We start from the raw sequence: 18,029 nt of genomic DNA, 5'->3' as shown, positions 1-18,029 counted from the left end.
GAAATAATGGAAATCTTCCCTGCACTTCTCTCCGTCGTCACTGATCCGGTTCTTCTGCTGGCCATTCTGCTGGCCGCGGTCGTCGGCATGATCGTCGGCGCTACGCCTGGCCTGACGGCTTCAGCCGCCATTGCCATGCTTCTGCCGATCACTTTCTACATGCCGCCACTTTTCGCCCTGGCCTTTCTCTACGTGATCGGAAAGTCCGGCCGTTACGGCGGCTCGATAGCGGCAATCCTGTTCAATACGCCCGGCACGGCCGCCTCGGCGGCGACCCAGCTCGACGGCTATCCGCTGGCCCGTCTGGGCAAGGCGGGAAAGGCCATGAAGGTTGCCACGATCTCCTCGATCATCGGCGACTTCATGGGTGACATCATGCTGGTCATCGGTGTTGGCTTCATCGCCGCCCTGGCTTTGAAACTGGGACCGCCCGAGACTTTCGCGATCTATTTCGCGGCCTTTGTGGTAATCGGCTCGGTTATTGGAAAATCAATCCTCAAGGGCCTGGCTTCGGCGCTGATCGGAATTCTCGTCGCCATGGTCGGTCTGGATCCCATTTCAGGCGAGGAGCGCTATACCTTCGGTTCTTTCGAGCTGTCGAACGGGATCGGTCTGGTGCCACTGATGATCGGTGTCTTCGTTCTCGGTGAGGTCTTCGCTCAGTTCGAGGAGCGTCGCAAAACCGCGAACCCGACCGAAGACGACACGCGGGAAGTTGAAAGCAATAAATCTTTCGACGATGGCAACAGCCTGACCTGGCAGGAATACAAACCCTGCCTGCCACACGCCCTGCGCGGCGGTTTGATCGGCGCCGGCATCGGCGTTCTTCCCGGATTGGGCTCTGCCATCGCCGCCTTTATTTCCTACGGTGAAGGCAAACGCCGCGCAAAAAATCCGGAACAATGGGGCAAGGGTGCACTGGAAGGGGTCGCGGCTCCGGAAGCAGCCAACAACGCCGTTTCAGGCCCCTCCATGGCGCCCCTGCTGACCCTTGGGATTCCCGGCTCGACGATCGGCGCAATCCTGCTCGGCGTATTCCTGATCCATGGAATCCAGGTCGGTCCGACGCTGTTCCTGACCGACAAGGAACTGGTCTACAAGCTCTTCGCCTGTGGGATATTCGGGATCGCCGCCTATGGTCTGATCGGATATTTCGGTGCAACCCAGGTCGCCCGTTTGATATTGAAGATCCCGACCCAAGTGCTTTACCCGCTGATCTTTCTAACAACCTTCGTCGCGGCCTATTCGGCGCGGGGATCGCTGTTCGACGTCACGGTCATGACTTTCGCGGGCTTCGGCGGCTGGCTGATGCGTAAGTACGACTTCAACGTCGCCGCCTTCGTCATTTCATTCGTGCTGGCCAAGGGCGCAGAAGAGACCTTCCGTCAGTCTATGCTGATGTCCGACGGTGGCGCCTTGATCTTCATTGAGCGGCCGATCGCGCTGGCCTTCCTGCTGGTCGGTCTGGCAGCCATGGCCTTTCGCATTCGTGGTATCATGAAGGACCGCAAGCTTGCCAGTGGAGGCCTGGAGGATGCTTGACTGGGCGCTGTATCGCGACAGCTTTTCGACGTCCGATATGCGGCGCATCTGGTCGGAGAGCGAGACCGTTTCAACCTGGGTGCGGGTTGAACAGGTTCTGGCGCGATGCCAGGCGCAGGAAGGCCTGATCCCAACGGTGGCGGCAGACACCATTGAAGCGATTTCCGCCGCACAGATAGATCGTTCCCGTCTGGCCGAAGATATGAGCGTCGTAGGACGCCCTATCGTCGGCCTGGTTAATCAAATGCGCTCCCTGGCCGGGTCCGAACAGGGTTCCTATGTCCACTACCTGGCAACAACCCAGGACATCATGGATACGGCGCTGTCGCTCCAGATGAAACAGAGCACCGATGCCATCCAGATTCAGCTCAATCGAGTGATGGACCGGTTGGAGCAGTTGGCGGAAGCCAACGCCGTCACAAGAATGATGGGACGCACGAATGGTCAATTCGCACTGCCGATATCCCTCGGCACGAAGCTGAGGGTCTGGATGAGTGAATTGAAGCGCAGGAAAGCGGCGCTTGAAGACTCTGCCGCCCGCGGCTTGTTGGTTCAGATGGGAGGACCTGTCGGCGATCTCAGCAGGTATGAGGGCAATACGGGTCTGGCGGTCAAGCAGGCGGTAGCTGCTACACTAGGCCTGCAAATTGCCGACCCTCATTGGCAAAACGCCCGCGATGCCGTCGCCGACATCGTGACATCGCTCGGCAGCCTCTGCGCGTCGCTCTGCAAGATCTCTCACAATATCAATCTGCTCTCGTCCTCGGATATCGGCGAGATCTGCGAAGGTTACGAAATCGGCAAGGGTGCCTCCTCCTCCATGCTCCATAAGAAGAACCAGCGGGCGTCCGAATTCGGTGAAGCCGTGGCCCGGCTGGGCCGGCAGCGCAGCGAGCAGATCGGCGAGCTCACTCTACATCAGCACGAGCGTTCGGGCGGCGTCTGGATCGCGGAATGGCTTGTCGTGCCAGAGACCTTTCTTTTCACCTCCGGCGCCCTGATGTGGACGGGACATCTGTTCGACAGCCTCGAAGTCAATACGGAAGCCATGGCCGAAGCCGTCACCCGGCATGAAAAGGCCTTACGGTCGGAATAACAATCAGCGACGGCTCAACTCAAAGGACTGGGGGTCCCAAATTCTTCGAGCTTTTCAACGATCTCAGCAACGACGACAAATACACGTTGGTTTGTGTTCTGCGGCGGGAAAACGCTTCTATCATGACTTCCAAACGCTCGCCCAACGATCTTTTCTGAACGCACCTATTTCTGCGTGGGCTGAGCAAGGTGGACAAAACCGCTGTCGCAGAGGAGATTGCTCACGTCGTCCGTGCCTATAAACTGACCGATGAGCGACGTAAGGCCTTGCCACTGATGCTGCGCATGAGCCCGAGCCCAGTAGGTCTTTTTGCTCAACACTTCAAGATGTGCCTTTCGTCTGCGCCAGTTGGAGCTTCGGATAACACAGAGCAATAGCCAGCCGGGCTTTTTCGAGTTTCCAACCATGCCGCCAGTGCAGGAACTTCACTGCTTTGTCGGCTCGACGCAGCAAAGCAAAAACGGCTATCAACGTTTGCGTGGACAGCGGCATGTCATTCATCTCTTGACGAAGCCCAGCATGGTCGCGCGCTTCCTTCTCCGGTTCCAGACACTTTTCGGCCAGCAAATGAGCTGCCTCCGTCAAATTGTAGCTGCCGTCCGATTTGACGAGATAGCCAAGACTGGCGAGGAGACGAACGATCTCCGAGACCTCGTTGAGATCGTGGAGCTCACCGGCCGGAACGTCCATATAGCACTCAATCCATGTGACGAACTTCGCGAACACATATCCAAATTTGTCCTTCTCGTCATACACCCGCCTTGCATTCTTTGGGATCGCCTCGCGACTTAAAATAAATCGAAGGGCGCCGGGATAGGCTTCACTGAAGTTCGGCACTCGTGGAAAGACAGTCTCGGCCTCGCCGTAGGCCACGACAGGTTCGATGATGTCGTAGCTCCACAAAACGTCGACGGCATCATCGAACAGGGCATGCTCGTCGTACGCAAATCCCAGTAGAATTCCATGGTAATGTGGCTCGACAACCAAACCCAGCAGATCTGGGTTTGCGCTCAACTCTGTAGCCTTGCCGCACCACCCGGCCAGCTCGTCGGCCATATAGACGATCATCCTGACTGTAACTTCACGTTCCATCTCGGGATGGCTGCTGCTCACAAGCGAGTCCCTTCATTTGAGCACGATTTAGCGGACCTCACGGATCAATCCCGCCGCCCAGTCAGCAATGTATGCAGACCCAAACCCAAGTAGACAAAGCCGCTGAAGTATTGGGGCAGCGACCCCTGGACCAATCGCCCGCGCAACCGGTGACGCAGGTTGCCGGCCAGCAGGGCGTAGCTGCCGTCGGTCATCACCGCCAGTGCGGCATAGATAAGGCCGAGCAGCAGGATCTGCAGCGGCACCGCACCCAGGGCCTGATCGACGAACTGCGGCAGAAAAGCCAGAAAGAAGACCGCAATCTTTGGATTTAGAATGCTGACGATCACCCCATCTCGAAAGATGCGTCCGCTCGGCAGAGAGCTTGCTGCGGTTACCGCGCCGGCTTTCGTTTTTCTTGCAGACAAAAGGGCGCTCAGGCCAAGGTAAATCAGGTATCCAGCTCCCAACATTCTGACAACTTCGAAAGCGGTTGCCGAAGTTGTCAGAATGGCTGAAAGCCCGGCAACAGCCGCGGCTACATGTGCAAACACCCCGACGGACAATCCCAAGGCTGAAATCAGCCCCGCCCGCGTTCCTTGGCCAAGCGTCCGTGCCATCACATAGAACACGCCGGGGCCGGGCAGGACGAGGACGACGAGCGCCGCCGCGACGAAACCTAAAAGTAATGCGCCATTCAGCATGGGATACTCCAAGGAGATTTTCGAGGCGAGCATAGCTTACCCGCCTCGATGTAACAGTCTCCGATTATCGGAGCCGAAATAACCGCACCCGCTCTCAAATGGAGCCCGCTTCAACCATATAGTTATTGGCGGTGCACATGGCGGCGTCGTCGGACGCAAGGAACACCACCATACGCGCGACATAAACCGGTTCGATCAGATCAGGCAGGCATTGCCGTTTCACATGGTTTTCCAAAGCCTCTTCCGTTGCCCAAAGCGTTTTCTGCCGATCCGTCATGATCCAGCCGGGAACAACGGTATTCACGCGAATGCGATGGTCGCCGAGGTCACGCGCCATGGTCCGGGTCAGTCCGTGGACGGCTGCTTTCGAGGTTGCGTAGGCAGGGAACCCGCCGCCGGCTTCCCACCAAGAATTCGAACCCATATTGATGATGGAACCGCCGCCTGCCTCGATCATGCCTGGCGCCACGGCCTGAATGGCAAAGAACATATGCCGCAGGTTGGTCGCAACACGCTCGTCGAAGTATTCGGCGGTCAGATCCTGCCAGGAATGGCGGTCGTCCCGCGCGGCATTGTTGACCAGCACCGTAGCTGGCCCGATCCTTTCCTGCAACTTGCCAAAGGCTGCCTTCAGGCTTTCCACATCTCGCAGGTCACAGAGTTCGGAGATGACGTTCGGACCGAGTTCTTCCGCCAGGGCCGCACTAGCGGCTGCGTCCAGATCGACAAAGCCGACACGCGCTTTTTGTGCGGCGAAGGCCCGCACAATCTGCTCCCCAATTCCCGACGCACCGCCGGAAATGAAAACGGTTTTATCTTCAAGACTGGGATAGGTGGCAAAGCGATTGGTCATGTAAGCGAGCCTCGATGCTGTAGGTGAGCAGATGGAGAAGGGGTTGGGCAGATCCTAGTCTAGAACCGAAACCTGGTGACTAAAACCGCTGAACCGGAAAGACCGCAAACAGCCTGTACTCAGCACCCACATTTAGACTCTGAGTTCGATTGTCATTATCGTCGATGTTGAACCTACGGCCGGGCAAGTAAACAATTCCGGTCGACCTGACGACAAGGGCAGCAAAGATGCAAAAACGAAGAATCGGCCGGACCGACATCGAAGTCGATGTGCTCGGTGTCGGAGGCGCTCCCTTTGGCGGGAACTTCGCCACGCTTGACCGTTCAGACGCTGCAGGCGTGTTGGAAACCGCGCTGGCCGCAGGTATTTCCTACGTGGACACGGCACCCTTTTATGGCTTCGGACGCTCCGAACGCGTTGTCGGCGACCTCCTGCGCGGCAAACAGCATGTCCTCTCCACAAAGGTCGGACGATTGCTGGTGCCAGGTGCCGCGCCGGACCCCATGGAATTCGGTATGATCGATCCCCTGCCCTTCCACCCGGTCTACGACTACACCTACGACGGCGTCATGCGCTCCTATGACGCCAGTTTGCAACGTCTGGGTCTGGACCGCATCGACATCCTCATGGCGCACGACATAGGCGAGTTTCAACACGGCCCGGAAGAGAATGCCCGGCACTTTGGCGACCTCAAGACCAGTGGTTACAAGGCGCTTGAAGAACTCAAGTCCTCCGGACAGGTCAGCGCCATCGGCCTGGGCGTGAACGAGAAGGAAATCTGCCTCGCTGCACTCGAAATAGGCCAGTGGGATGTGTTCTTGCTGGCCGGACGCTACACTCTGCTGGAACAGACACCTGTGAACGATCTCTTCCCTGCCTGTGAAGCCGCAGGCACCTCGATAATTTGCGGAGGTCCGTTCAATTCCGGCGTTCTGGTCGGCCGAGAAATGTGGAACTACGCGAAAGCACCTGAGGATATCGTTGAGCGTGTGGCAAAGCTGAAGGCCGTCGCCGCAGATCACGGCGTCCCGCTGCCCGCTGCCGCCCTGCAATTCCCGCTCGGGCACCCCGTAGTGGCCAGCGTAATCCCCGGCTCCCGCTCGGCGGCCGAATTCGAAGGTATTTTAAAGTGGGCGAAGCAGCCGATTCCAACGGCGTTTTGGGAAGACCTGCGCGAAAAGGACCTTTTGCATCCGGACGCCCCTCTTCCTGAAGGAAATCCCTATGAATAGGAACAAAACTGGATTGTAGATTACGGCAGTTATTCAGAACGACGTGCGCCGATCGCTTCTTTCGTCGATCACGTTCTTTTCCCGGTAGATACCGCCCGCCCTGGCCCGCCGACGCCAGGGTCGCGCCCGCCGCAATTCGATTTCCCAGCGGTCATCGTCCGGATCGACATCGATCGCCGTGATCGACGGCGCGCCACGCTCACCCTGCACAAGCACCTCTCCGTTCGGTCCCGCGACCAGACTTGTCACGTCGTCATGCCGTAGATTTGCCGGAACGGACAGCGTCACCCAAAGCTTGTAAAGGTGCGCATGTGCACGCGCCAAGAGTTCGTCGTAGAGAGAGTCGCTGTAGCTTGAAATGAGCACCACATCTACACCTGATTTTTCGTAGTGCTGGAACAATTCCGGAAAGCTGATCTCGATACAGATCGCACAGCCGAAGCGAATGCCGTCGACCTCGAACTGAACACGGCGAAAGCCCGGCGAAAACCAGTCGTTAACCTCAGAATTGGAGAGATACTGCTTGTCGTAGCGGTCGAAGAGCCTGCCTTTGTCATCGATGATATAGAGGCTGTTATGCGGCCGGTTTCCGGAGGACAGCGGATGGGCACTGCCAAGAACAACCCATAGACCAAGTTCCCGCGCCAGATCCGCTGTCGCCTCCAACTCACGGCGCAAGGCCAGCCAGTCGATAGTCCGCCAGTCCTTGATTTCACTTTTGGTATAGCCCGATGCCGCCGCTTCCGGAAATTGAACCAGCCGCGCTCCCAGATCGTTCGCGGCACGCATCTGCGCCCGAATCGCGGCGCCGTTCCGGGCCGGGTCAGCGGTGACCGGCGTATGGGCGACGGCTAATCTGATGCCTGGCATGAAGGTAATGTTCCGTACGTGGCCAAGTGCGATGCGAATCCGTTAAAGAAAACGTGAACGCGTTCCCAGACGTCACAATACACAACAACGATCCAAAGCGTGGCAGGTTCCAAAACCCCTGCGAGTTACCCATGCAAACTGTTGAGCCGGTTATCAACGAGATCCGAATAAGCGGTAATCAGAAGACCTGAGTAAGCGCAGGCTATTAACGCAACGCTTTCACACACATCACTTTCGGTTATTGTAGGCGCCCAATATCAAGTAGCGGTTCCCCGTCAGGCCCGCTTAAAAAAGGGCGCGTACACATGCCAATCAAGGTCCCGGACAATCTGCCTGCACAGGCAGCGCTTGAAAACGAAGGGGTTCTGATGATTCCCGAGCGGGCGGCGCTGCGTCAGGACGTGCGACCGCTCGAGATCGCTCTGCTCAACCTGATGCCGGAAAAAATCAAGACCGAAACGCAGATTTCCCGGCTGCTGGGTGCTACGCCCCTTCAAATCGAACTTACCCTCGTGACCACCTCAAGCTATGCGCCGAAGAACACCTCAGCCGAGCATATGCTGGCTTTTTATCAGCCATGGGAAGAAGTTCGTGACCGCAAGTTCGACGGCCTGATCATCACCGGAGCACCCATCGAAACATTACCGTTTCAGGATGTCGTCTATTGGCGTGAACTGACGCAGATCTTTGATTGGTCGCAAACCCAGGTACAGGAGACCTACAACATCTGTTGGGCTGCCCAAGCGGCGCTTCAGCATTTTCATGGGGTGCCGAAACACCAGCTGCGTCAAAAGATGTTCGGAGTCTATCCCCATCACGTCAGGGGTGGACGCAACGGTCTGTTGCGGAGCTTCGACGATAATATCGCCATTCCGGTCAGCCGCCATACGGAAGTAAGGCGCGAAGATCTACCGGAACAGGCGGGCCTCAGAGTGTTTTTGGAATCTGACGAAGCTGGTTTGTGCCTCGTGCGCGACGAAGCGAAACGGCAAACCTATATCTTCAATCACCTGGAATACGACACGGGCACCTTGGGGGACGAGTATCGCCGCGACCTGGCTGCCGGGGCGTCGATCGAACTACCGGCCAATTATTTTCCGGACGACGATCCCGCACAGGTGCCAATGAACCGTTGGAGGGCACATGGCAACCTGCTCATCGGCAACTGGATCAACGACCTCTACCAATCGACCTCGTTCGAACTTGCCAATATCCCAGAGCAACGCCGGGCACGGTAACTCTGTAACCGAAAGCCCGAGCGCGTGTGAACGGAGATCAGATTGGACCGCGGGTCCTTCAATGATCAAACTTGACAAAAACACAGCAAAAGCGTTGGATGCGCTTAGCGCCGATTTGAAGCACAGCTTGCGGGCGCTCTATAAATACGGCTAAAGCGAGCGGATTTTACCGCCCAGCTATAGCTGCGGCGGTTTTTTTGTTTTTTTGCCCTGCGGATGCGTCGGTCGAACAACGAAGCCTTCCGCTACCGTTATATTATCCGTAGTGACCGATCAGCAAAAACGGCTCTGCGACGAAGAGATAGAAGGGATGAAATATCATGTCCGTTAAGTCACAAAACCCGGAAACCCTGGCCCTGCACGCCGGCTACCGCAGCGATCCGGAAACCGGCGCCGTCGCAGTGCCAATCTATCAGACCACGTCATATCAGTTCCAAGGCGCCGAACACGCGGCCAACCTCTTTGCGCTCAAGGAACTGGGCAACATCTACACCCGCATCATGAACCCGACCTGTGCGGTTCTGGAAGAGCGGGTAACCGCACTTGAAGGCGGTGTCGCAGCGCTGGCGGTAAGTTCCGGCCAAGCTGCATCAGCCATCGCAATCCAAAACATTGCTAAAGCGGGCGACAACGTCGTCAGCTCCACCGACCTCTACGGCGGCACGTGGAACCTCTTCGCAAACACGCTCAGCAACATGGGGATCGAAGTACGTTTCGTGGATCCAGCCGATCCGGAAAACTTCCGGCGCGCAACCGATGACAAAACCCGCGCTTACTACGCCGAAACCCTGCCGAACCCCAAACTCACGGTCTTCCCGATCCGCGAAGTCGCCGACATCGGTAATGAGCTTGGTGTGCCCCTGATCGTCGACAACACCGCCGCACCGATCCTCTGCAAGCCGCTCGCCCACGGCGCCAGCATCGTGGTCTATTCGACCACCAAGTACATCGGTGGCCACGGCACCTCCATCGGCGGACTGATCGTCGACGGCGGCACCTTTGACTGGGAAGGCAATGCGGATCGCTTCCCGCTGCTCAATCAGCCGGATCCCAGCTATCACGGGGCCGTCTGGACCGAAGCCGTCAAGCCGTTGGGTCCGATCGCCTATATCATCAAGGCCCGCGTCACCCTGCTGCGCGATCTCGGATCGGCCATGAGCCCCTTCAACGCCTTCCAGTTTATCCAGGGCCTGGAGACTCTGCCCCTGCGTATGCGCGAGCACTGTGCCAATGCCGACAAGGTCGCACAGTTCCTCAACGACCATCCGGCGGTGACCAAAGTGATCCACCCGAGCCTCTTCGACGGTGAGCAAAAACGCCGCGCCGAGACCTATTTGGGCGGCAAGAACGGCGCCCTGATGGGTTTCGAGTTGAAGGACGGTAAGGACGCCGGTCGGCAATTCATCGATGCGCTTCAGCTCTTTTATCACGTCGCCAATATCGGGGATGCGCGCAGCCTGGCGATTCACCCGGCGACCACGACCCACTCGCAGCTCTCTCCGGAAGAGCAACTCGCCAGCGGCGTTTCCGATGGCTACGTCCGCCTATCGATCGGAATCGAACACATCGACGATATCCTCGCCGATCTCGATCAGGCTCTGAGCTCACTCGGGGCGAGTGCCGCCGCAGCCGAATAAGCCGTAGCCTTGAGCGCTTGCCGACTTGACGTCTGTTAAGGAGAGCGCAGGTCATGGATGCTACTTTTCCATGGCCTGCGCGGCCCTTGTCAGGCCCGCACTTGTTGCATTGGCAATCCGGATTTAATGTTGCCGGGCAACAAACAAGGAACCGGCGGCCTCTTTCACCGCCGCCACGGGAAACGTCATGGCCAGCCAAAGAAGCGAACTGAACCCTTATTTGCGTAAACCTGCCGTATTGGGCGGTTACCCGCAGATTCGAATGCGCCGCAACCGCACCGACGCCTGGAGCCGCAGTCTGGTCGCGGAAAACCGCCTGGGGCCGCAGGATTTCATCTGGCCGGTCTTTGTTCAGGAGCCCAGCGGCACCAGCGGCATTTCCTCCATGCCCGGCGTCCAACGATACGGCCTGGATACTGTGGTAGAGGCCGTTGCCAAGGCCGCAGAACTCAAAATCCCGGCTATTGCGGTCTTTCCCTATGTGGATGAGTCCCTAAAAACACCGGATTGCGAAGAAGCATTCAATCCAGAGAACATCGTCTGCCGCGCTGTGCGCCTGATCAAGGAACAGGTGCCCGATATCGGTATTCTCTGTGATGTTGCGCTCGATCCCTTCAACTCCCTCGGCCACGACGGTCTGGTGCAAGACGGTCGAATTTTGAACGACGAATCAGTCGAGGCCCTGTGCAAACAGGCGTTGGTGCAGGCCGCGGCCGGCTGCGATGTATTGGGCCCCTCTGACATGATGGATGGGCGTATTGGCGCAATCCGGCGCGCGCTGGATGACGCGGGTTATCAGGACGCCAAGATCATGGCTTACTCGGCCAAGTACGCCAGCGCCTTTTATGGTCCCTTCCGAGAAGCTGTCGGTGCCGACGGCGCTTTGACCGGCGACAAAAAGACCTATCAGCTCGATTACGCCAATTCCGACGAAGCCCTGCGCGAAGTAGAGCTCGACCTGGGCGAGGGCGCCGACATGGTGATGGTCAAGCCCGGCCTGCCCTATCTGGACATTATTCACCGAGTGAAGAGCCGTTTCGGCGTCCCGACAATGGCCTATCAGGTCAGTGGCGAATACGCCATGATGAAGGCTGCGGCAGCCAACGGCTGGCTGGACAACGACAAGGTGGTCTACGAGAGCTTGATGGCCTTCAAACGAGCCGGTGCCGACGCCGTCCTCACCTACTCCGCGATCGAAGTTGCGGAGAAGCTGAAGGCCGGTTAACGCGTCCAAAACCGTAGCAAGCGCCCCATGGCCTTCACCATCCGCCAGCTTCAGTACTTCGTCGCCGTTGCAGAATCCGGCACGGTGACCGGCGCGTCACAGGCCCTGTCCATCTCTCAATCTTCCATCACAGAGGCAATCAAGGAACTGGAGGCGGATCTTGGCGTGCCGCTCTTTGAACGCCATTCGCGCGGCCTCAACATCACTCACAAGGGCCATCAGTTCCTCCGCCACGCCACTACGATCCTTAGCGGCGTCTCAGACGCGCGGCGCGCCTTTCAGGAGCAGCAGCGCGACGAAAGCGGTACGCTGCACCTCGGGGTCACCTCTCTGGTTGCCGGTTATGTCTTGTCGGACATTCTTTCTCGCTACCGCCGGGCTTATCCCTCCATCGACGTGACCGCGATCGAAGATGACGGCAGCTATCTGGAACACCTCCTGATCAATGGCGAGCTTGACGCTGCGGTCATGGTCATTTCGAACTTACGTAGCCGCGATGCCCTGCAGGCGGAAATTCTGGAAGTCTCGCCCTATAAACTTTGGCTGCCCATGGGTCATTCCCTGACCACAGCCGAACGTATCGATCCGGCCGATCTTTCCAACGAACCGCTGATCCTCCTGACCATCGATGAGATCGAGGAAGCGACTGGCAAACTGCTGGGGGCACTCGGTGCCCGCCCGGAGATTGCCTTCCGCACCCGCTCGGTCGAGGCGGTCCGCAGCCTCGTCGCGACCGGTGCCGGTGTCGCGCTCCTGCCCCACCTGGTCTACCGCCCCTGGTCTCTGGAAGGCGATCGCATCGAAAGCCGCGATGTCTCTGCAGCTTTGCCGGTCGTTCAGGTTGGTGTTGTCTGGCGCCGCGGCTCGTCGCTTTCGACGGCAGCGCGCAACTTTATCGCCGTCGCCCAATCCCAAAACCTCATGCGTCAGAAGTGATCGCGAGGAACCGTCGAAGGCAGTGATATCGGTTTTTCCGAAATCACTATTCTGGTAATTGAAATTGCGAATACGCGCCCTGCGGTTCATTGTTTCCTCCAAGAAAAACGGGGAACCTGAACAAGGGAGAGTTTCGGATGACTAGGATCGTGACAGGTCTTGGCACGGCGCTGTTGGCGTCGGCCATGTTTGTGCAGGCCACACAGGCCGAAAAACTGACGAGCCTTGGTGCGGGCGAAGGCCAGGTTAATATCGTTGCCTGGCCAGGTTATATCGAACGCGGCGAGACCGACCCCAAGTTCGACTGGGTCACCGGTTTTGAGAAAAAGACCAGCTGCAAAGTCCAGATCAAGACGGCGAACACTTCCGACGAGATGGTCGCGCTGATGAACGAAGGCGGGTTCGATCTGGTGACCGCCTCCGGCGATGCCTCCCTGCGGCTCATAGCCGGAAAGCGGGTGCAGCCGGTCAACACCGATCTGATCCCCAGTTGGAATACGGTCGACGACCGCCTCAAGTCCGCGCCCTGGCATACGGTCAACGGCGAGCACTACGGTGTGCCCTACATGTGGGGTCCGAACGTGCTGATGTACAACACCGAGGTCTTCAAGGAACCGCCGACAAGCTGGAACGTGGTCTTCGAAGAAATGACCCTGCCCGACGGCAAATCCAACAAGGGTCGGGTCCAGGCCTACGACGGTCCGATCCACGTGGCCGACGCCGCCAACTATCTGATGAAGCACAAGCCTGAACTGGGCATCAAAAGCCCCTACGAGCTGAACGCAGAGCAGTATGCGGCCGCCCTCGACATGCTACGCGGTCAACGCAAGCTGGTCTCGCGTTACTGGCATGACGCCTTTATTCAGATGGACGATTTCACCAATGAAGGCGTGGTCGCGTCCGGTTCCTGGCCCTTCCAGGTCAACATTCTGAAATCTAAAGGCGCGCCGATTGCTTCGGTGATCCCGGAAGAAGGCGCGACCGGCTGGGCCGACACCACCATGATGCACAGTGAAGCGGAGAACCCGAACTGTGCCTACATGTGGATGGAGCACACTCTGTCTTCCAACCTCATGAGCGATCTTTCGGTCTGGTTCGGCGCCAATCCGGGCGTTCCCGCCGCCTGCACCGACGGCCGGGGTATGCAGACCGCCGAGGGCTGTACGACCAACGGCATGGATGACTTCGAGAAGATCAGGTTCTGGACCACACCGGTCTCCAAGTGTGCCACGCAAAACAATGAATGCGTGCCCTACTATCGCTGGGTCAGCGACTATATCGGGGTGATCGGCGGGCGTTGAACGCGTCACACCGGACTCTCGCTTCATTGTTATGTTGACTGCCCGCCGGAACTTCCCGGCGGAGCAGCCCGGCTGGATTTTCTCATGACCACTGCGGTTCGTTTCGACGGGGTATCTCGGCACTTTGGCAGCGTAAAAGCCGTCGACGCGGTTGACCTCGCTATCGGTGAAGGCGAGTTCTTCGCGATGCTGGGGCCATCGGGATCAGGCAAGACGACCTGCCTGCGCCTGATCGCCGGCTTCGAGCAGCCGACAGCGGGTGAGATCGAGATCTTCGGTTCGCCTGCGGGCGGCGTGCCGCCCTACCGACGCAACGTGAATACTGTCTTCCAGGACTACGCCCTCTTTCCCCATCTCTCTGTCATGGACAACGTGGCCTACGGCCTGATGATTAAAGGCGTCGGCAAGGCTGAGCGCCGACGGGCAGCCGAGGCCACGCTGGAGATGGTCCGCCTCACCGGCTACGGGTCCCGCAAACCGAGTCAGCTTTCCGGTGGCCAGCGACAACGGGTTGCCCTCGCACGGGCGCTGATTAACAAACCAAAAGTTCTGCTGCTGGATGAACCGCTGGGCGCACTGGATCTGAAACTGCGCGAGGACATGCAGGAAGAACTGAAGGTCTTGCAGCGTTCCCTCGGTATTACTTTCGTCTTCGTTACTCACGATCAAGGTGAAGCGCTTTCCATGGCGGATCGTGTCGCCGTCTTCGATCAGGGCAAGATCCGGCAAATCGGCACACCGCAGGAAATCTACCAGCAACCGACTTCAGCCTTCGTTGCGAACTTCGTCGGCTCCTCCAACGTTCTGCCGGCGGATCTGGTGGCGCAGCTTGGCAGCGGGCACGCACAGGCCAGCCTCCGGCCTGAGGCAATCAGATTGGTGAGTGCAGGCGGGCATCCTGCCGAGATCATCGCGACCAGTTTCGTCGGCGCCGCCACCAAACTCGCGCTGCAGATGGGCGACATCCGCCTGCATGCGCTGATCGATCACCGGACCCACGACTGCGAGGTCGGGCAACAGGTACTCATCGACTGGAACCCTGAAGATCTGCACCTCATGGATGGCGGCGATGAGTAACGTCGCGATCACGAGCCAACCGCGCGGCGACGGTATCCTCGCCAGACTTTCCGATGCCCTCTGGCGGCGCCCGACCTTATTCCTGGTTCTGCTGTTGGCGCCCCCTGCCCTCTGGCTCGGGATCATCTACCTGGGCTCGCTCTTCGCACTCCTGGCTCAAAGCTTCTTCTCGATCGACGAGTTCTCCGGCCTGATCAACTACGAATTCACTCTGAAGACCTACCGTGAACTCTTCATTCCGGCCAATCTCGACATCATCATCCGAACCACCTTGATGGCCACTTGCGTGACTCTCGGGGCGGCGGTCCTCGCTTTCCCCATCGCCTACTATGCTGCCCGCTATGCCCGGGGGAAATGGAAGGCCCTCTTTTACCTCGGGGTCATGCTGCCGCTCTGGTCGAGCTATCTGGTCAAGGTCTACGCCTGGAAACTGATCCTCGCGAAGGAAGGCATCCTGAACTGGATCTTCGAAGTTCTACATCTGACCTGGGCGCTGGAGGCTTATCTCGCAATTCCTTTGATCGGCGGCAATTCGCTTTCGGTCAGTTACAGCGGCACCTTCCTGGTGTTTCTCTATGTCTGGCTGCCCTTCATGGTCCTGCCCATGCAGGCATCACTTGAACGGGTCTCAGCCAGCTATCTGGAAGCCTCGGCCGATCTTGGTGCGAAGCCGTTGCAGACCTTTCGGCTGGTGCTGCTGCCACTGGCGCTGCCGGGTATCATCGCCGGCTCGATCTTTACTTTTTCGCTCACCCTGGGTGACTACATCATTCCGCAGATTGTCGGCTCATCCCGGCTCTTCATCGGGCAGGCCGTCTATACCCATCAGGGAACCGCCGGCAACATTCCGCTGGCCGCCGCCTTCACCGTCGTGCCGGTCGTCATCATGGGCTTCTATCTATGGATGGCCAAACGCCAGGGGGCATTCGATGCGCTCTGACAAAAGATCCGGCGCCCCCACCGGCCTGAAGATCGCGGCAGCAGCCGGACTGGCCTTCATGCACCTGCCGATCCTCTTGATTCTGGTCTACGCCTTCACCACCGAGGACAAGACCTACCAATGGCCGCCGCCCGGCCTGACGCTGAAGTGGTTCGCAGTCACCTGGAACCGCCCCGACGTTTGGGAAGCTCTGCAGCTTTCGGTGCGGGTCGCAAGCATCTCCACGGCGATCGCGCTGGTGCTGGGCACCCTTTGCGCGGCGGCCGTGGTCCGGACGAAGTTCTTCGGGCGCGAAGCCATTTCCTTGATAGTAATCCTGCCCATCGCTTTACCTGGTATCATCACAGGCATCTCGCTGCGCTCCGCCTTCAACATCGCGGACATCCCCTTCTCCTTCTGGACAATCGTGCTCGGGCACGCGACCTTCTGCGTGGTCGTGGTCTACAACAACGCTGTCGCGCGCTTCCGCCGGACCTCCGGCTCGCTGATCGAAGCCTCCATGGACCTGGGCGCCAACGGCTTTCAGACCTTCCGCTATGTCGTCCTGCCGAACATCGCCACAGCACTTCTGGCCGGCGGCATGCTGGCCTTCGCGCTGTCCTTTGACGAAGTGATCGTCACCACCTTCACCGCCGGGCAACAGGCCACGCTGCCGATCTGGATGCTCGAAGAACTGGTCCGTCCGCGCCAGCGTCCGGTCACCAACGTCGTCGCCATGGTCGTAATCCTGGTGACTTTTTTGCCCATTCTCGCAGCCTACTATCTCACCCGTGACGGCGATCAGGTCGCTGGGCACGGCAGGTAATTCACCAGAGGAGGTACGTCTCATGGATACCCAAATGCTGATCGGATCGGACTTCAAAAGCGGTACCGAAAAAGAAGAGATCGTCCTCAATCCCAAAACAGGGGAAAGCATCGTCACGCTGCCCGAAGCTTCTGAGAGCCAAATCGACCTCGCGGTCACCGCGGCGGAAACGGCCTTTGCCAAATGGTCGCGTACCACACCAGCGGAACGCTCCGGTTATCTGCTGAAGATCGCCGACCGGATCGAAGCCGAGGCGGATGCCTTCGCCGCACTCGAAGCCCTGAATTGCGGCAAACCAATCAATGCGGTCAAAGAAGACGAGATCCCTGCCATCGTAGACTGCTACCGCTTCTTTGCCGGCGCCGTGCGCTGCGTTCCAGGCTCTGCGGGCGGCGAATACATGGAGGGCCATACTTCGATGATCCGCCGTGATCCCATCGGCATCGTGGCCTCCATCGCACCCTGGAACTATCCACTGATGATGATGGCCTGGAAGCTCGCGCCCGCCATCGGCGGCGGCAACACCGTGGTCTTCAAACCCTCGGAACAAACACCGCTGACCGCCCTCAAGATGGCGCAGATCCTGGTCGATATCCTGCCTGCGGGCGTGGTGAACATCGTACTTGGGCGTGGCCAGAGCGTCGGCAGCGCGCTGATCAATCATCCTAAGGTGGACATGGTCTCCATTACCGGCGACATCGCCACCGGGAAGAAGGTTTTGGAAGCCGCGGCAAAGTCCGTCAAACGCACGCATCTGGAACTCGGCGGCAAGGCTCCGGTCATCGTCTTCGACGATGCCGACATCGGTGCAGTCGTCGAGGGCCTGCGGGCGTTTGGTTATTACAACGCCGGACAGGATTGCACTGCAGCCTGCCGTATCTACGCTGGTCCCAAAGTGTACGAAAAGCTGGTCGCCGATCTGACCTCCGCCGTCTCGGACATCAAGTACGGGCTGGACGACGACGCGCAAAACGAAATCGGCCCCCTGATCTCTTTACGCCAACGCGACCGCGTGGCCAGTTTCGTCGAACGGGCGTCCGAACAGAAACACATGGAGATCACTACCGGCGGCGCATCGCCTGACGGAAAAGGTTTCTTCTACCAGCCTACCGTGATCGCCGGTGCCACCCAGCAGGATGAAATCGTCCGCCGTGAGGTCTTTGGCCCGGTCGTCTCCGTCACTCCCTTCAGCGAAGTAGACGAAGCGGTTCGCTGGGCCAACGACAGCGACTACGGGCTCGCTTCGTCCATCTGGACCAAGGATGTGTCACGCGCCATGTCCACGGCCGCCCAATTGAAGTACGGCTGCACCTGGATCAATACCCACTTCATGCTGGTCAACGAAATGCCCCACGGCGGCTTGAAACAATCGGGTTACGGCAAGGATATGTCGGTTTACGCGTTGGAGGACTACACAGCCGTACGCCATGTCATGATCGCGCACTGAGCAAGCACCGGCATGCGCTAGAGGTATTTCCGGC

General features: G+C 58.6%; 16 protein-coding genes. 12 read left to right on the top strand and 4 right to left on the bottom strand.

The features are described from left to right. Positions 1 to 6: 6 nt before the first annotated feature. Positions 7 to 1,542, top strand: coding sequence for a tripartite tricarboxylate transporter permease (locus QMZ18_RS25105; RefSeq protein WP_282609118.1), 1,536 nt, complete (start codon positions 7 to 9; stop codon positions 1,540 to 1,542). Further along, positions 1,535 to 2,638 carry a lyase family protein gene (locus QMZ18_RS25100; RefSeq protein WP_282609117.1) on the top strand — a complete coding sequence of 368 codons (1,104 nt, stop codon included), beginning with the start codon at positions 1,535 to 1,537 and terminating at the stop codon, positions 2,636 to 2,638. Before QMZ18_RS25105 ends, QMZ18_RS25100 begins: the two co-directional genes overlap by 8 nt. Before the next feature lie 321 nt (positions 2,639 to 2,959). Here the strand turns inward: QMZ18_RS25100 and QMZ18_RS25095 are convergent, their stop codons facing one another. The 3 genes from QMZ18_RS25095 to QMZ18_RS25085 form a co-directional block, all read right to left on the bottom strand. Next, complete coding sequence (locus QMZ18_RS25095; RefSeq protein ID WP_282609116.1) at positions 2,960 to 3,751, bottom strand: hypothetical protein; 792 nt, start codon at positions 3,749 to 3,751, stop codon at positions 2,960 to 2,962. Between the two features lie 44 nt (positions 3,752 to 3,795). Further along, positions 3,796 to 4,467: a LysE family translocator gene (locus tag QMZ18_RS25090; RefSeq protein WP_282609115.1), complete on the bottom strand. Its 672-nt coding sequence runs from the start codon at positions 4,465 to 4,467 to the stop codon at positions 3,796 to 3,798. A gap of 61 nt (positions 4,468 to 4,528) precedes the next feature. After that, positions 4,529 to 5,287, bottom strand: coding sequence for an SDR family NAD(P)-dependent oxidoreductase (locus tag QMZ18_RS25085; RefSeq protein ID WP_282609114.1), 759 nt, complete (start codon positions 5,285 to 5,287; stop codon positions 4,529 to 4,531). 227 nt (positions 5,288 to 5,514) lie between these two features. Between QMZ18_RS25085 and QMZ18_RS25080 the strand changes: the two genes are divergently transcribed. After that, a complete protein-coding gene (locus QMZ18_RS25080) occupies positions 5,515 to 6,519 on the top strand; it encodes an aldo/keto reductase (protein WP_282609113.1) in 1,005 nt (334 codons plus the stop codon). Between the two features lie 33 nt (positions 6,520 to 6,552). On the opposite strand, the gene QMZ18_RS25075 is transcribed toward QMZ18_RS25080, so the two are convergent. Continuing rightward, on the bottom strand, positions 6,553 to 7,389 hold the full coding sequence (locus tag QMZ18_RS25075; RefSeq protein ID WP_282609112.1) for a carbon-nitrogen hydrolase family protein: 837 nt from the start codon (positions 7,387 to 7,389) through the stop codon (positions 6,553 to 6,555). A 305-nt stretch (positions 7,390 to 7,694) separates the two neighbouring features. Here QMZ18_RS25075 and metA point away from each other — a divergent pair, with 305 nt between their 5' ends. The 9 genes from metA to QMZ18_RS25030 all read left to right on the top strand — a co-directional run bounded on the left by metA (position 7,695) and on the right by QMZ18_RS25030 (position 17,995). Then, positions 7,695 to 8,627 (top strand): homoserine O-succinyltransferase, encoded by a 933-nt coding sequence (gene metA / locus QMZ18_RS25070; protein ID WP_282609111.1) that lies wholly within the window; start codon positions 7,695 to 7,697, stop codon positions 8,625 to 8,627. Between the two features lie 320 nt (positions 8,628 to 8,947). Next, positions 8,948 to 10,264: an O-acetylhomoserine aminocarboxypropyltransferase/cysteine synthase family protein gene (locus QMZ18_RS25065; RefSeq protein WP_282609110.1), complete on the top strand. Its 1,317-nt coding sequence runs from the start codon at positions 8,948 to 8,950 to the stop codon at positions 10,262 to 10,264. Positions 10,265 to 10,451: 187 nt separating this feature from the next. Further along, on the top strand, positions 10,452 to 11,489 hold the full coding sequence (gene hemB, locus QMZ18_RS25060) for a porphobilinogen synthase (protein ID WP_282609109.1): 1,038 nt from the start codon (positions 10,452 to 10,454) through the stop codon (positions 11,487 to 11,489). Positions 11,490 to 11,516: 27 nt separating this feature from the next. Further along, on the top strand, positions 11,517 to 12,425 hold the full coding sequence (locus tag QMZ18_RS25055; RefSeq protein WP_282609108.1) for a LysR substrate-binding domain-containing protein: 909 nt from the start codon (positions 11,517 to 11,519) through the stop codon (positions 12,423 to 12,425). A gap of 137 nt (positions 12,426 to 12,562) precedes the next feature. Beyond that, complete coding sequence (locus tag QMZ18_RS25050; RefSeq protein ID WP_322097277.1) at positions 12,563 to 13,726, top strand: ABC transporter substrate-binding protein; 1,164 nt, start codon at positions 12,563 to 12,565, stop codon at positions 13,724 to 13,726. A gap of 84 nt (positions 13,727 to 13,810) precedes the next feature. Next, entirely contained in the window at positions 13,811 to 14,803 is a 993-nt protein-coding gene (locus QMZ18_RS25045; protein WP_282609107.1) for an ABC transporter ATP-binding protein, read from the top strand. Beyond that, positions 14,796 to 15,743, top strand: a complete 948-nt coding sequence (locus QMZ18_RS25040; RefSeq protein WP_322097276.1) for an ABC transporter permease — start codon at positions 14,796 to 14,798, stop codon at positions 15,741 to 15,743. Before QMZ18_RS25045 ends, QMZ18_RS25040 begins: the two co-directional genes overlap by 8 nt. After that, on the top strand, positions 15,733 to 16,548 hold the full coding sequence (locus QMZ18_RS25035) for an ABC transporter permease (protein ID WP_282609105.1): 816 nt from the start codon (positions 15,733 to 15,735) through the stop codon (positions 16,546 to 16,548). The genes QMZ18_RS25040 and QMZ18_RS25035 overlap by 11 nt, the downstream gene beginning before the upstream one ends. Positions 16,549 to 16,570: 22 nt before the next feature. Then, a complete protein-coding gene (locus tag QMZ18_RS25030; RefSeq protein ID WP_282609104.1) occupies positions 16,571 to 17,995 on the top strand; it encodes a gamma-aminobutyraldehyde dehydrogenase in 1,425 nt (474 codons plus the stop codon). Positions 17,996 to 18,029: the final 34 nt, after the last annotated feature.

The sequence above is a fragment of the Pelagibius sp. Alg239-R121 genome (assembly GCF_947331435.1).
GTDB lineage: Bacteria > Pseudomonadota > Alphaproteobacteria > Kiloniellales > Kiloniellaceae > Denitrobaculum.
This window is presented reverse-complemented; position numbering and strand designations above follow the sequence as displayed.

Bases quoted from the DNA above. Each gene is read 5' to 3' on its own strand.
- QMZ18_RS25065 (WP_282609110.1), top strand. From the start codon at position 8,948: ATGTCCGTTAAGTCACAAAACCCGGAAACCCTGGCCCTGCACGCCGGC.
- QMZ18_RS25100 (WP_282609117.1), top strand. From the start codon at position 1,535: ATGCTTGACTGGGCGCTGTATCGCGACAGCTTTTCGACGTCCGATATG.
- QMZ18_RS25045 (WP_282609107.1), top strand. From the start codon at position 13,811: ATGACCACTGCGGTTCGTTTCGACGGGGTATCTCGGCACTTTGGCAGC.
- QMZ18_RS25085 (WP_282609114.1), bottom strand. From the start codon at position 5,287: ATGACCAATCGCTTTGCCACCTATCCCAGTCTTGAAGATAAAACCGTT.
- QMZ18_RS25055 (WP_282609108.1), top strand. From the start codon at position 11,517: ATGGCCTTCACCATCCGCCAGCTTCAGTACTTCGTCGCCGTTGCAGAA.
- QMZ18_RS25050 (WP_322097277.1), top strand. From the start codon at position 12,563: ATGACTAGGATCGTGACAGGTCTTGGCACGGCGCTGTTGGCGTCGGCC.
- QMZ18_RS25075 (WP_282609112.1), bottom strand. From the start codon at position 7,389: ATGCCAGGCATCAGATTAGCCGTCGCCCATACGCCGGTCACCGCTGAC.
- QMZ18_RS25090 (WP_282609115.1), bottom strand. From the start codon at position 4,467: ATGCTCGCCTCGAAAATCTCCTTGGAGTATCCCATGCTGAATGGCGCA.
- metA (WP_282609111.1), top strand. From the start codon at position 7,695: ATGCCAATCAAGGTCCCGGACAATCTGCCTGCACAGGCAGCGCTTGAA.
- QMZ18_RS25105 (WP_282609118.1), top strand. From the start codon at position 7: ATGGAAATCTTCCCTGCACTTCTCTCCGTCGTCACTGATCCGGTTCTT.
- QMZ18_RS25030 (WP_282609104.1), top strand. From the start codon at position 16,571: ATGGATACCCAAATGCTGATCGGATCGGACTTCAAAAGCGGTACCGAA.
- QMZ18_RS25080 (WP_282609113.1), top strand. From the start codon at position 5,515: ATGCAAAAACGAAGAATCGGCCGGACCGACATCGAAGTCGATGTGCTC.
- QMZ18_RS25040 (WP_322097276.1), top strand. From the start codon at position 14,796: ATGAGTAACGTCGCGATCACGAGCCAACCGCGCGGCGACGGTATCCTC.
- hemB (WP_282609109.1), top strand. From the start codon at position 10,452: ATGGCCAGCCAAAGAAGCGAACTGAACCCTTATTTGCGTAAACCTGCC.
- QMZ18_RS25035 (WP_282609105.1), top strand. From the start codon at position 15,733: ATGCGCTCTGACAAAAGATCCGGCGCCCCCACCGGCCTGAAGATCGCG.